Annotated in this window: 10 protein-coding genes; 6 read left to right on the forward strand and 4 right to left on the reverse strand. The window is 56.8% G+C overall.

The features are described 5' to 3' along the window. Positions 1-181 precede the first annotated feature (181 nt). Genes gyrB through dnaA form a run of 4 tightly spaced genes read right to left on the reverse strand, consistent with a single transcriptional unit; the run spans position 182 to position 6,389 of the window. A complete protein-coding gene (gene gyrB, locus GHO32_RS23950; RefSeq protein WP_153334533.1) occupies positions 182-2,599 on the reverse strand; it encodes a DNA topoisomerase (ATP-hydrolyzing) subunit B in 2,418 nt (805 codons plus the stop codon). A 5-nt stretch (positions 2,600-2,604) separates the two neighbouring features. Beyond that, positions 2,605-3,708 (reverse strand): DNA replication/repair protein RecF, encoded by a 1,104-nt coding sequence (gene recF, locus GHO32_RS23955; protein WP_048373583.1) that lies wholly within the window; start codon positions 3,706-3,708, stop codon positions 2,605-2,607. Positions 3,709-3,729: 21 nt separating this feature from the next. After that, positions 3,730-4,833, reverse strand: a complete 1,104-nt coding sequence (dnaN, locus tag GHO32_RS23960) for a DNA polymerase III subunit beta (RefSeq protein ID WP_048373581.1) — start codon at positions 4,831-4,833, stop codon at positions 3,730-3,732. A gap of 38 nt (positions 4,834-4,871) precedes the next feature. Next, positions 4,872-6,389: a chromosomal replication initiator protein DnaA gene (gene dnaA / locus GHO32_RS23965; RefSeq protein WP_048373579.1), complete on the reverse strand. Its 1,518-nt coding sequence runs from the start codon at positions 6,387-6,389 to the stop codon at positions 4,872-4,874. 563 nt (positions 6,390-6,952) lie between these two features. Here dnaA and rpmH point away from each other — a divergent pair. The 6 genes from rpmH to GHO32_RS23995 all read left to right on the forward strand — a co-directional run bounded on the left by rpmH (position 6,953) and on the right by GHO32_RS23995 (position 12,677). Then, positions 6,953-7,087 (forward strand): 50S ribosomal protein L34, encoded by a 135-nt coding sequence (rpmH, locus tag GHO32_RS23970; RefSeq protein WP_003213577.1) that lies wholly within the window; start codon positions 6,953-6,955, stop codon positions 7,085-7,087. Between the two features lie 16 nt (positions 7,088-7,103). Further along, positions 7,104-7,505, forward strand: a complete 402-nt coding sequence (gene rnpA / locus GHO32_RS23975) for a ribonuclease P protein component (protein WP_206540848.1) — start codon at positions 7,104-7,106, stop codon at positions 7,503-7,505. After that, positions 7,498-7,731, forward strand: coding sequence for a membrane protein insertion efficiency factor YidD (gene yidD / locus GHO32_RS23980; protein ID WP_082148803.1), 234 nt, complete (start codon positions 7,498-7,500; stop codon positions 7,729-7,731). The genes rnpA and yidD overlap by 8 nt, the downstream gene beginning before the upstream one ends. Before the next feature lie 13 nt (positions 7,732-7,744). After that, entirely contained in the window at positions 7,745-9,430 is a 1,686-nt protein-coding gene (yidC, locus tag GHO32_RS23985) for a membrane protein insertase YidC (RefSeq protein WP_153334531.1), read from the forward strand. Between the two features lie 82 nt (positions 9,431-9,512). Continuing rightward, entirely contained in the window at positions 9,513-10,880 is a 1,368-nt protein-coding gene (mnmE, locus tag GHO32_RS23990; protein WP_153334529.1) for a tRNA uridine-5-carboxymethylaminomethyl(34) synthesis GTPase MnmE, read from the forward strand. 180 nt (positions 10,881-11,060) lie between these two features. After that, positions 11,061-12,677: an ABC-F family ATP-binding cassette domain-containing protein gene (locus GHO32_RS23995; RefSeq protein WP_153334527.1), complete on the forward strand. Its 1,617-nt coding sequence runs from the start codon at positions 11,061-11,063 to the stop codon at positions 12,675-12,677. The last annotated feature ends 31 nt before the right edge of the window (positions 12,678-12,708 follow it).

Consider the following 12,708-nt stretch of genomic DNA (forward strand, 5'->3'; position numbering starts at 1 on the left):
AGCACTTCCCCTTGCCGGGTGTGCGGGGGACTTTCACCCCTGAGTGAGCGCGCCCTGCCGGGCGCACCAAAAAAAAGCCCGCGAAGGCGGGCTTGATGGTGACCGACAGGGGCCATGGTTGAAGCCCGGCCGGTCATCTATTTGTGAAAGCGTGCAGCTTTTCTGTGAACCTACACACGCATCAGAAGTCCAGGTTGGACACGGCCAGTGCGTTGCTCTCGATGAAGTCACGGCGGGGTTCTACCGCGTCGCCCATCAAGGTGTTGAAGATCTGATCGGCGCCGATCGCGTCTTCAATGGTGACTTTCAGCATGCGGCGCACGCTTGGGTCCATGGTGGTTTCCCAGAGTTGGTCCGGGTTCATTTCGCCCAGCCCTTTGTAGCGCTGGATGGTGTGGCGCTTGGTGCTTTCGGCCATCAACCAGTCCAGGGCTTCTTTGAACTCGGTGACTTGTTTGCGGCGCTCGCCACGCTGGATGTAAGCACCGTCGTCGAGCAGGGTGCTCAATTGGGCGCCCAGGGTCACAACGGTTTTGTAGTCGTTGCTGCCGAAGAAGTCGCGGTTGAAGGTGATGAAGGTCGAGTGGCCGTGGGAGATCAGCTCGACTTCTGGCAACCAGACATTACGCTCGCGGTCTTCACGCAGGCTGGCTTTGTACACCAGGCCAGACTTCTCAACCAGACGCAGACGCTCTTCGAACTTGGCCATCCAGGCTTGCATGGCAGTATGGTCGCCCAACTGCTCAAGGGTGACGGCCGGCAGGTAGATGAAGTGCTCGGTCAGCTCCTGTGGGTACAGGCGCGACAGACGCTTAAGGGTCTTCATAACCATGCGGAAGTCGTACACCAGACGCTCCAGCGCTTCACCGGAGATGCCAGGGGCGTCTTCGTTGAGGTGCAGGCTGGCGTCTTCAAGGGCCGACTGGGTCATGTATTCTTCCATGGCGTCGTCGTCTTTGATGTACTGCTCTTGCTTGCCCTTTTTCACTTTGTACAACGGCGGCTGAGCGATGTAGATGTAGCCACGCTCGATCAGCTCCGGCAATTGACGGAAGAAGAAGGTCAGCAGCAGGGTACGGATGTGCGAACCGTCGACGTCAGCATCGGTCATGATGATGATGTTGTGATAGCGCAGTTTGTCGATGTTGTACTCTTCACGACCAATGCCGCAGCCCAGTGCGGTGATCAAGGTGCCGACTTCTTGCGAAGAGATCATCTTGTCGAAACGGGCTTTCTCAACGTTGAGGATTTTACCCTTCAACGGCAGGATGGCTTGGGTGCGGCGGTTACGTCCCTGCTTGGCGGAGCCGCCAGCAGAGTCACCTTCCACGAGGTACAGTTCTGACAACGCCGGGTCTTTTTCCTGGCAGTCGGCCAGTTTGCCCGGCAAGCCTGCGATGTCCAGCGCGCCTTTGCGGCGGGTCATCTCACGGGCTTTACGCGCTGCTTCACGGGCACGGGCTGCGTCGATCATTTTGCCGACGATCAGCTTGGCTTCGTTCGGGTTTTCGAGCAGGAAGTCGGAGAAGAACTTGCCCATTTCCTGTTCAACTGCGGTCTTCACTTCAGAAGACACGAGCTTGTCTTTGGTCTGGGAGCTGAACTTGGGGTCCGGAACCTTCACCGAGATAATCGCGGTCAGGCCTTCACGGGCGTCGTCACCGGTGGTGGCGACCTTGTGCTTCTTGGCCAGGCCTTCAGCTTCGATGTAGGTGTTGAGGTTACGCGTCAGGGCAGAGCGGAAGCCCACCAGGTGCGTACCGCCATCGCGCTGCGGAATGTTGTTGGTGAAGCACAACAGGTTCTCGTTGAAGCTGTCGTTCCACTGCAAGGCGACTTCTACGCCAATGCCGTCTTCGCGCTGGACATTGAAGTGGAAGACCTGGTTAACCGTGGTTTTGTTGGTGTTCAGGTAGTCAACAAACGCACGCAGACCGCCTTCGTACTTGAACAGCTCTTCTTTGCCGGAGCGCTCGTCCTTGAGGACGATACCCACGCCGGAGTTCAGGAAGGACAGTTCACGAATACGCTTGGCCAGGATGTCCCAGCTGAAGTGAATGTTCTTGAAGGTCTCGGCAGACGGTTTGAAGTGAATCTGAGTACCGGTGGTGTCGCTTTCGCCAACGATGGCCATCGGTGCCTGAGGCACGCCGTGGACGTAGGTCTGTTCCCAGATCTTGCCGCTGCGACGTACTGTCAGTACCAGCAATTCGGACAGGGCGTTTACTACCGACACACCTACACCGTGCAAGCCGCCGGATACTTTGTAGGAGTTGTCATCGAACTTACCGCCGGCGTGCAGCACGGTCATGATGACCTCGGCTGCCGATACGCCTTCTTCCTTGTGCACATCAACCGGGATGCCGCGGCCGTTATCGCGCACGGTAATGGACTCATCCGGGTGGATGATGATGGTGATGTCGTCGCAATGGCCAGCCAGCGCTTCGTCGATGGAGTTGTCGACGACTTCGAACACCATGTGGTGCAGGCCGCTGCCATCGTCAGTATCACCAATGTACATACCGGGACGTTTGCGTACGGCATCCAGGCCTTTCAGCACTTTAATGCTCGTTGAGTCGTACGTATTTTCTTCGCTCAATGCCTTCACTCCCGATGGTCGTGGGTCTGGGTGATACAGCCCTGTTCCACGTGGAACAGGGCAACTGGCGTTTCCGTCTGCCAGCCTTCCCTCATAAATTCGTGGTCTACACAGGTGATAAAAACCTGGCAGCGTAAGTCTTCCAACAAGCGACACAGTGCGTTGCGATGCTGCTCGTCCAGTTCGGACGGCAAGTCATCCACCAGATAAATACATTGGCCACGCCGCGCTTGGCTCACCAAATGCCCTTGGGCAATGCGCAATGCACAGACCACCAACTTCTGCTGACCACGTGACAGAATGTCTGCCGCGTTATTGGCACCTAGCTTGAGGCGCAAATCAGCTCGTTGTGGCCCGGCTTGGGTATGCCCCATTTGCTGGTCCCGGTGGACAGACGCAGCGAGTACAGCACTCAGCTCTCGGTCTTTGTCCCAGCCACGGTAATAACTCAGCGTTAAGCCTTCGAGTTCAAGCAACTCACTTAAGGTCTGCTCAAAGACAGGTTTCAAGGCCTTGATGTAAGCGCGGCGGTATTCATCAATTTCAGCACTGGCCAGGCACAGTTCCCGGTCCCAGGCCGCTTGTGAAACGGCGTCGAGTGTACCATGCCGCAGCCATGAGTTCCGCTGCCGCAGGGCCTTCTGTAGCCGCTGCCAGGTCGACATAAAGCGCGGCTCCACATGGAACACCCCCCAGTCGAGAAACTGCCTACGGATCTTTGGGGCGCCTTCCAGTAGACGGAAGCTGTCAGGGTTGATCAATTGCAGGGGCAGGATCTCGGCCAGTTGTGCGGCACTGCGCGCATTTTGACCGTCGATCCGAATCTGGAACTCCCCATTCCGGTCCCGCGAAATGCCCAATGCACTGTGCCCGCCTTCGGCCAGTTCGACCTGGCCAAACACGGTACAGCTTTGCAGTTCATGCTGAATGACCGGCGTTAGCCGGGTACTGCGAAACGAACGGGCAAGCCCCAGTAAATGGACTGCTTCCAGCACGCTGGTTTTTCCGCTGCCGTTGGCGCCATACAGGATATTGATGCGGGGGGAGGGGGAGAAGGTCACCGGGTGCAGATTACGCACACCGGTGACAGAGACGCGACTAAGGGACATCTAGCGTGGGCTGTGCATAAGTTACAGGCGCATCGGCATAACAACGTAGGCCGAGTCGTCGTTGTCCGACTCTTGCACCAAGGCGCTGCTGTTGGAGTCCGACAGGATCAAACGCACTTGTTCAGTGGTCATCACGCCCAGCACGTCCAGCAGGTAGCTCACGTTGAAACCGATTTCGAGCGAGCCGCCGTTGTAATCAACGCCCACTTCTTCTTCCGCTTCTTCCTGCTCCGGGTTGTTGGCCTGGATCTTCAATTGGCCATTAGCCAGTTGCAGACGAATACCGCGGTACTTCTCGTTGGACAGAATGGCGGTACGGCTGAATGCTTCACGCAGGGCCTGACGGTCACCGATCACCACCTTGTCACCGCCTTTAGGCAGTACACGCTCGTAATCCGGGAACTTGCCGTCTACAAGCTTGGAGGTGAAGGTGAACTCGCCGGTGGTCGCACGGATGTGGTGTGCGCCCAACACGATGCTGACTTCGCCGTCCGGTTCGGTCAGCAAACGCGCCATTTCGAGGATGCCTTTACGCGGCACGATCACTTGATGGCGGTCTGGCTGGCCGATGTCGGCTTTCATTGAGCACATGGCCAGACGGTGACCGTCGGTAGCCACTGCGCGAATGATGCCGGCCGAAACTTCCAGCAACATGCCGTTGAGGTAGTAACGAACATCCTGCTGGGCCATGGCGAAGCTGGTGCGCTCGATCAGGCGGCGCAGCTTGCTTTGCTGCAGGCTGCAGGTCAGCGAGCCCGGGCCTTCTTCAACGGTCGGGAAGTCATTGGCAGGCAAGGTGGACAGGGTAAAACGGCTACGGCCCGCTTTAACCACCAGCTTTTGATCGTCGAGCTTGATGTCGATCAGGGCGTCGTTGGGCAAGCTTTTGCAGATATCCATCAGCTTGCGCGCAGGCACAGTGATCTCGCCGGGTTCAGCCGGCTCTTCGAGCTGAACGCGACCGACCAGTTCGACCTCAAGGTCGGTACCGGTCAGCGACAGTTGCTGGCCTTCGACAACCAACAGCACGTTGGACAATACCGGCAAGGTCTGGCGGCGTTCTACAACGCCCGCGACCAGTTGCAGGGGTTTCAACAAGGCTTCGCGTTGAATGGTGAAATGCATGGTCTAGTCCCTTGCCTTAATAAGCTGCGTTGGTGTCATCAGGTTGTCAGGGTTCGCAGCAGGTTCTTGTAGTCCTCGCGGATGTCCGCGTCGGATTCCTTGAGTTCGTTGATCTTGCGGCATGCGTGCAAGACCGTGGTGTGGTCGCGGCCACCAAACACATCGCCGATTTCCGGCAGGCTGTGGTTGGTCAGCTCTTTGGACAGTGCCATGGCCACTTGGCGAGGGCGGGCCACCGAGCGTGAACGACGCTTGGACAGTAAGTCCGAAATTTTGATCTTGTAGTACTCAGCCACAGTACGCTGAATGTTATCCACAGAGACCAGTTTGTCTTGCAGCGCCAGCAAGTCTTTAAGGGACTCGCGAATCAGCTCGATGGTGATGTCGCGGCCCATAAAGTGCGAGTGGGCAATGACCCGTTTGAGCGCGCCTTCGAGCTCACGCACGTTGGAACGAATGCGTTGGGCAATAAAGAAGGCGGCATCGTGGGGCAGGTCGACCTTGGCCTGGTCTGCCTTTTTCATCAGGATCGCGACGCGCGTTTCAAGCTCTGGTGGCTCAACGGCCACGGTCAAACCCCAGCCGAAGCGGGATTTGAGACGCTCTTCGAGCCCTTCGATCTCTTTAGGGTAGCGGTCACTGGTCAGAATCACTTGCTGACCGCCTTCAAGCAAGGCGTTGAAGGTGTGGAAGAACTCTTCCTGAGAGCGCTCTTTGCGTGCAAAGAATTGAATGTCATCGATGAGCAGGGCGTCGACCGAACGGTAGAAGCGCTTGAACTCATTGATAGCGTTGAGCTGCAGGGCCTTGACCATGTCGGCTACAAAACGCTCGGAATGCAGGTACACCACCTTGGCATTCGGGTTCTTCTTCAGCAGGTGGTTGCCCACCGCGTGCATCAAGTGCGTTTTACCCAGACCAACACCGCCATAAAGGAAGAGCGGGTTGTAGCCATGCTTGGGGTTGTCGGCCACTTGCCACGCCGCCGCCCGGGCCAGTTGGTTGGACTTGCCCTCGACGAAGTTTTCGAAGGTGAACGTGCGGTTCAGGTAGCTGGTGTGCTTGAGCGCGCCCTCAACCTGAACGGTGCGCTGTTCGGCACGGGCTGGCGCCTGTTGCGAACTGGCCCCTGCCATCGGGTCGAAGCTGTCACGTGAAGGCTCTTCGCTCGCCTGGTCCGCCTGTTTAGGGGCGGGCGCCGGTGCGGGCGTGGCACTTGCCGGTGCGCTGGGTGCTGGCGCAGGCGCGGCTTGCTGCTGCGAAGCCGCTGCGGCCAATGGCGCATTCGGCGCAGCACGAGGTGCCGAGCTGCGTTTGCTGCCTATTAATAAGGACAGCGCAGGCGCCATGCCATTGCTGTGCTCGTTCAGCAGTTCAAGCAAACGGCTCAGGTACTTCTCGTTAACCCAGTCGAGCACAAAACGATTAGGCGCATACACGCGCAACTCGTCGCCTTCGGCTTCGACCTGTAGTGGACGGATCCAGGTGTTGAATTGCTGGGCAGGCAGCTCATCGCGCAAAAGCTCTACGCACTGCTGCCAAAGTTCCACTGACACGGATATCCCCTAAGTTGAAAGCCGGTGAGGCAAAAACAGGCGCCATTGTAGCGACCACTCGCCCACTTATCCACATGTAGGTTGCCTGCCTATAAGGAGAACGAGGTCTTTTTACTGTTAACAAAGCGACCAATGGTATGTGCATAAGGTCTGTGGATAAGCGGGTCTAAGCTCGTTGCACAAGTGGGGGTGAAACACTGTGTATAACTGGCCTGTGGATAAAGAGGCCTTTCGTACACAGTTTATCCGAGGTCGCAGCACAGGCAGAGCACGGCTTCTCGACAGTGTTGTCATTCTCTGTAGGCCATGGTTTTTAAGGGCTGCGTCGAGTTATCCACAGATAAGTGGCTCACTAAAGTTAATAAGTTCTTTAAAAAAGCTTTAAATACGCTGTCTTTTTATTTTTATGACTGGCTGAACAAATGCGTGTGCACAACCGTTGGTATCTATTTAGCCGTCAACGTTGGTTGGAAATTGACCTATGGGCCTGCATTCACTAGAATCGCCGGTCTCTTAAAACGGGGGCCATTCCGGCCCGTTGTGGACGAACCAGGTAGCACGACATGAAACGTACTTTCCAACCAAGCACTATCAAACGCGCCCGCACTCACGGTTTCCGTGCTCGCATGGCTACTAAAAACGGCCGTGCAGTCCTGTCGCGTCGCCGCGCCAAAGGCCGTGCGCGTCTGGCAGTTTGATAATCAGACAATGGTGGTGAGTCAGGACTTCAGTCGGGAAAAGCGGTTACTCACTCCCCGACATTTCAAGGCAGTCTTTGACTCCCCCACCGGCAAGGTTCCGGGGAAAAATCTCCTGCTCCTTGCGCGCAGCAACGATCTTGATCACCCCCGTTTGGGGTTAGTGATCGGGAAAAAGAGCGTAAAGCTCTCCGTTCAGCGCAATCGCCTTAAGCGTTTGATGCGTGAATCGTTTCGTCTCCACCAGGATCTACTGGTTGGTTGGGATATCGTTATCGTCGCGCGCAAAGGTTTGGGTGACGTAGAGAACCCCGAATTGATTCAGCATTTCGGCAAACTGTGGAAACGTCTGGCCCGTAACACGCCAGCTCCATCTGTTAAAACCGAAACTGTAGGGGTAGGCAGTCCTGATGCGTAAACTGGCGCTCGTTCCGATCCAGTTTTACCGTTATGCCATTAGTCCTTTGATGGCAAATCACTGCCGTTTCTACCCCAGTTGTTCCTGCTACGCGTTGGAAGCCATCGAAACTCATGGCGTTCTTCGCGGCGGCTGGCTGACCTTTCGTCGTTTAGGTCGCTGTCACCCGTGGAATCCCGGTGGTTACGACCCGGTTCCACCTATCCCTACCTCCCGTTCTTCTTGATGGCCGAGTAATCATGGATATTAAACGCACGATCCTGATCGTCGCTCTCGCAGTCGTGTCCTACGTTATGGTTCTGAAATGGAACCAGGATTACGGCCAAGCTGCCCTGCCGACTCAGAATGTTGCCGCCAGCAGTAATACCGCGCAGGGTTTGCCTGACTCGGTGCCAGGTAACAACGCTTCGAACAGTGCCGATGTACCCAGTGCCAATGCCGATACCAGCACACCAACAGAAACGCCGGTGGCTGCAAGCAAAGACCTGATTCACGTCAAAACCGACGTACTGGATATTGCAATTGATCCACAGGGTGGTGACGTTGCCCAACTGCGTCTGCCGCTTTATCCACGTCGCCAGGACCACCCGGATGTGCCTTTCCAGCTGTTCGATAACGGCGGCGAGCGTACTTATCTGGCACAAAGTGGCCTGACTGGCGTTGACGGTCCGGATGCACGTGCCGCCGGTCGTCCGGTTTTCAGTGTGGATAAAAAGACCTTTGAACTGGCTCCAGGCCAGGATCAATTGGTTGTTGACCTGAAATTCAGCGAAGACGGCGTTAACTACATCAAGCGTTTCACGTTCAAACGTGGCCTGTACGATGTTCAAGTCAGCTATTTGATTGATAACGAGAGCGGCAAGCCGTGGACCGGCAACCTGTTCGCGCAATTGAAACGCGACGCCAGCTCTGATCCTTCTTCCAGCACCGCCACCGGTACTGCCACTTACCTGGGCGCCGCCCTGTGGACAAGTGCAGAACCGTACAAAAAAGTGTCGATGAAAGATATCGACAAGGGTTCGCTGAAAGAAACCGTTCAAGGTGGCTGGGTTGCATGGCTGCAGCACTACTTTGTAACCGCGTGGATCCCTCAGAAAGGCGATAACAACGTCGTTCAGACCCGCAAAGACAATCAAGGCAACTACATCATCGGTTTCACTGGCCCGACCTTGACGGTTGAGCCGGGCAAAACGGGTGAAACCAGCGCTACCTTGTACGCAGGTCCAAAGAGCCAGGGTGTACTCAAAGAGTTGTCCCCAGGCCTGGAGCTGACTGTCGACTACGGCATTCTGTGGTTCATTGCGCAGCCAATCTTCTGGTTGCTGCAACATATCCACAGCCTGGTGGGTAACTGGGGTTGGTCGATTATTTTCCTGACCATGCTGATCAAAGGGATCTTCTTCCCGCTGTCGGCCGCCAGCTACAAATCGATGGCTCGCATGCGCGCTGTGGCACCAAAACTGGCCGCTCTGAAAGAGCAGTTCGGTGATGACCGCCAGAAAATGTCGCAAGCGATGATGGAGCTGTACAAGAAAGAGAAGATCAATCCATTGGGCGGCTGCTTGCCGATCCTGGTGCAGATGCCGGTGTTCCTGTCCTTGTACTGGGTACTTCTGGAAAGTGTTGAAATGCGTCAGGCGCCTTTCATGCTCTGGATTACCGACTTGTCGATTAAAGACCCGTTCTTCATTCTGCCGATCATCATGGGCGCAACCATGTTCATCCAGCAGCGTCTGAACCCGACACCTCCGGATCCGATGCAGGCCAAGGTGATGAAGCTGATGCCAATCATCTTCACTTTCTTCTTCCTGTGGTTCCCGGCTGGTCTGGTGCTGTACTGGGTTGTGAACAACTGCCTGTCCATCGCTCAACAGTGGTACATCACACGTAAGATCGAAGCCGCTACCAAAAAAGCAGCTGCTTAACTTACTCTGTTGATCACCACTCAAAACGCCCCCTAGTGGGGCGTTTTGCTATCTGTCACTTTTGTTTTTGAGGCCTGTTTTTATGAGTGTTCCGGCACAAACAATTGCTGCTGTGGCAACCGCCCAAGGCCGAGGTGGTGTGGGGATCGTGCGTGTTTCCGGGCCACTCGCCCGGGCGGCGGCGCAAGCATTCACTGAGCGCGAACTGAAACCGCGCTACGCCCATTACGGACCGTTTTATGGTGAAAACGGTGAAGTCCTGGATGAAGGCATTGCGCTGTATTTCCAGGGCCCGAACTCGTTCACCGGCGAAGATGTGCTGGAGTTGCAAGGTCACGGCGGACCGATCGTGCTCGACATGCTGCTGCAACGCTGCATCGAGCTGGGTTGCCGTCTGGCACGGCCAGGCGAATTCAGTGAGCGCGCGTTTTTAAACGACAAGCTCGATCTGGCTCAGGCCGAGGCCATTGCCGACCTCATTGAAGCCAGTTCTGCACAGGCTGCGCGCAACGCATTACGGTCTTTGCAGGGGGCTTTCTCACACCGTGTGCATAACTTGACTGAGCAGCTCATCAGTTTGCGCATCTACGTCGAGGCAGCGATTGACTTCCCGGAGGAAGAAATCGACTTTCTGGCCGATGGCCACGTATTGCGCATGCTCGACAAAGTCCGCGAAGAGTTATCCACCGTTAAGCGCGAAGCCGGTCAGGGCGCCTTGCTGCGCGATGGCATGACGGTGGTGATTGCCGGTCGGCCCAATGCGGGCAAGTCCAGTTTGCTCAACGCGCTGGCCGGCCGTGAAGCGGCCATTGTGACGGAGATCGCCGGTACCACCCGCGACGTGCTGCGTGAACATATCCACATCGACGGCATGCCTCTGCATGTGGTGGATACAGCAGGACTGCGGGATACCGAAGATCAGGTCGAGAAAATCGGCGTGCAGCGGGCCCTCAAAGCCATTGGTGAAGCGGATCGCGTATTGCTGGTGGTGGATGCGACGGCGCCGGAAGCGGATGACCCCTTCGCGTTGTGGCCCGAGTTTTTGGAGCAGCGCCCGGATCCGGCCAAAGTCACCTTGATTCGTAACAAGGCGGACCTCAGCGGTGAAGCGGTAAGCCTTGAAGTGAGCGCCGATGGCCATGTCACGATCAGCCTCAGCGCCCGATCGACGGACGGTCTGGATTTGCTGCGTGAGCACCTCAAGGCCTGCATGGGCTACGAGCAAACCTCTGAAAGCAGCTTCAGCGCTCGTCGCCGTCACTTGGAGGCATTGCAACACGCCAGCGATGCCCTTGAACATGGCCGGGCACAGCTGACGCTGGCGGGCGCCGGTGAATTGCTGGCCGAAGATTTGCGCATGGCGCAGCAATCGCTGGGCGAGATTACCGGGGCATTCAGCTCGGATGATCTGCTGGGGCGGATCTTCTCCAGCTTCTGTATCGGTAAATAATGCCCGGCAACCGTTAGGAGCGAGCTTGCCTCGCGATCTTTTGATCTGTTAAAAGGTCACGAGACAAGTTCGTCTCCTACAGGTATTAGTCCAATGCGCCATTGATGCCGCCGCAAATGTTGCGGCCAGTTCTTGATTCCCCTGCAACAGGGGGTAGATCTGTGCATCTCTGGAGTGCGTATGACCCACGCGACCTGTGTAACGCTGGAAGGCGTTTCTTATCAGCTGCCCGATGGCAGCCCGCTGTTTTCTGATCTCAACTTGCATCTCGATCAGCACCACGCCGGCCTGGTGGGGCGTAATGGTGTGGGTAAAAGTGTATTGGCCCGTCTGATTGCCGGTGATATTGCTCCTACCGCTGGGCGCTGCCTGCGCACCGCAAAGGTGTATTACCTGGCGCAGCACATCACCCATGCCCCCGGGCAGACGGTCGCTGATCTGGCCGGTGTGCAAAGCATCATCACAGCGCTGGAGCGCATCGAGCAGGGCAGTACCGCACCAGCCGACTTTGACGCGGTGGGCGAGCAGTGGAACATTCGCCAGCAATTGCTCGACCAACTGGCCCACAACAACCTCGGGCACCTAATGCCTTCAACCCCGACGTCACGGCTCAGTGGCGGCGAAGCCATGCGTGTCGCGCTGATGGGGGCGTTTATGTCACACGCCGAGCTGCTGATTCTGGATGAGCCGACCAATCATCTGGACCGTGAGCAACGTTTGGCACTGCAGGCGCAACTCAGCCATTGGCACAAGGCGTTGCTGGTGATCAGCCATGACCGCGAGTTACTGGAGACGATGACGCGCATCCTCGAACTCTCAGCCCTGGGGCTGGCCAGCTACGGCGGGGGTTACTCGTTTTATGCACAGGCCAAAGCCCAGCAGCAATCGGCCGCGGAACAGCAACTGGCCCACGCCAAACTGGAACGAAACAGACAAGAACAACGGTTGCGCGAGCAGGCTGAACAGCTTGAACGCAGGCAGGCACGCGGTAACAAGTCTGCCAGTAGCCGTAATCAAGCGAAGATTTTGCTGGGCCGGCAAAAGGAGCGCAGCCAAAACAGCAGCGGCAAATGGCAGCAACATCAGCAAGCCGCGCGCGAGGCGTTGTCGGTGCGCGTCAGGCAAGCTGCCAGCCAGGTTGAAAGGCAGCAGGCGGTGTTTGTCTATGCCCCCACAACGAGCCAGTACAGCGCTGCCCACATCGCCGAGCTGGTTGAGGCACGCTTGCCGTATGGCTTCGAACCGTTGCGCACACTCAGCCTTACGCTCAGTCGGGGCCAGCGGGTGGCCTTGCTCGGCCCCAATGGCTGCGGTAAATCAACGGTACTCAAGGTGTTGGCTGGACAAGTACCTATCTTGGCTGGGCAGGCGGATGTCCGTGTGACAACAGCTTATCTTGATCAACACCTGGCCTTGCTGAACCTTGAATGTACGGTGCTGGAGCAATTGCAGGCACTCAATCGGCAACTCAGCGAGAGTGAATTGCGTACCCGGCTGGCGCAATTAGGGCTCGGCGCCGAGCAGGTGAATCGCCCCTGTGCACAACTCAGTGGGGGTGAACGGCTGAAGGCGGCAATGGCCTGTGTGTTCTATGCCGAGCAACCTGCGCAGTTGTTGTTGCTCGATGAACCCGCCAATCACCTCGATCTGACGTCCTTGCTGGCGCTGGAAAACATGCTCAATCAGTACACCGGCACGTTGGTTGTGACCTCACACGACCAGAGGTTTCTCGACGCTATTGAAATAACCCACAGGCTCATCGCGAGTGCCAACGGCTGGTTGATCGCCGCTGTTTGAGCGCTGCATAAGCTGCCGTTCATCACCTTTA

Origin of the sequence: Pseudomonas sp. FSL R10-2189, from assembly GCF_009600325.1 — a bacterium.
GTDB classification, from domain to species: domain Bacteria; phylum Pseudomonadota; class Gammaproteobacteria; order Pseudomonadales; family Pseudomonadaceae; genus Aquipseudomonas; species Aquipseudomonas helleri.

Coding starts and splice junctions, on each gene's coding strand:
- recF (WP_048373583.1), bottom strand. CDS start 3,708: ATGTCCCTTAGTCGCGTCTCTGTCACCGGTGTGCGTAATCTGCACCCG.
- dnaN (WP_048373581.1), bottom strand. CDS start 4,833: ATGCATTTCACCATTCAACGCGAAGCCTTGTTGAAACCCCTGCAACTG.
- rpmH (WP_003213577.1), top strand. CDS start 6,953: ATGAAACGTACTTTCCAACCAAGCACTATCAAACGCGCCCGCACTCAC.
- yidD (WP_082148803.1), top strand. CDS start 7,498: ATGCGTAAACTGGCGCTCGTTCCGATCCAGTTTTACCGTTATGCCATT.
- yidC (WP_153334531.1), top strand. CDS start 7,745: ATGGATATTAAACGCACGATCCTGATCGTCGCTCTCGCAGTCGTGTCC.
- mnmE (WP_153334529.1), top strand. CDS start 9,513: ATGAGTGTTCCGGCACAAACAATTGCTGCTGTGGCAACCGCCCAAGGC.
- GHO32_RS23995 (WP_153334527.1), top strand. CDS start 11,061: ATGACCCACGCGACCTGTGTAACGCTGGAAGGCGTTTCTTATCAGCTG.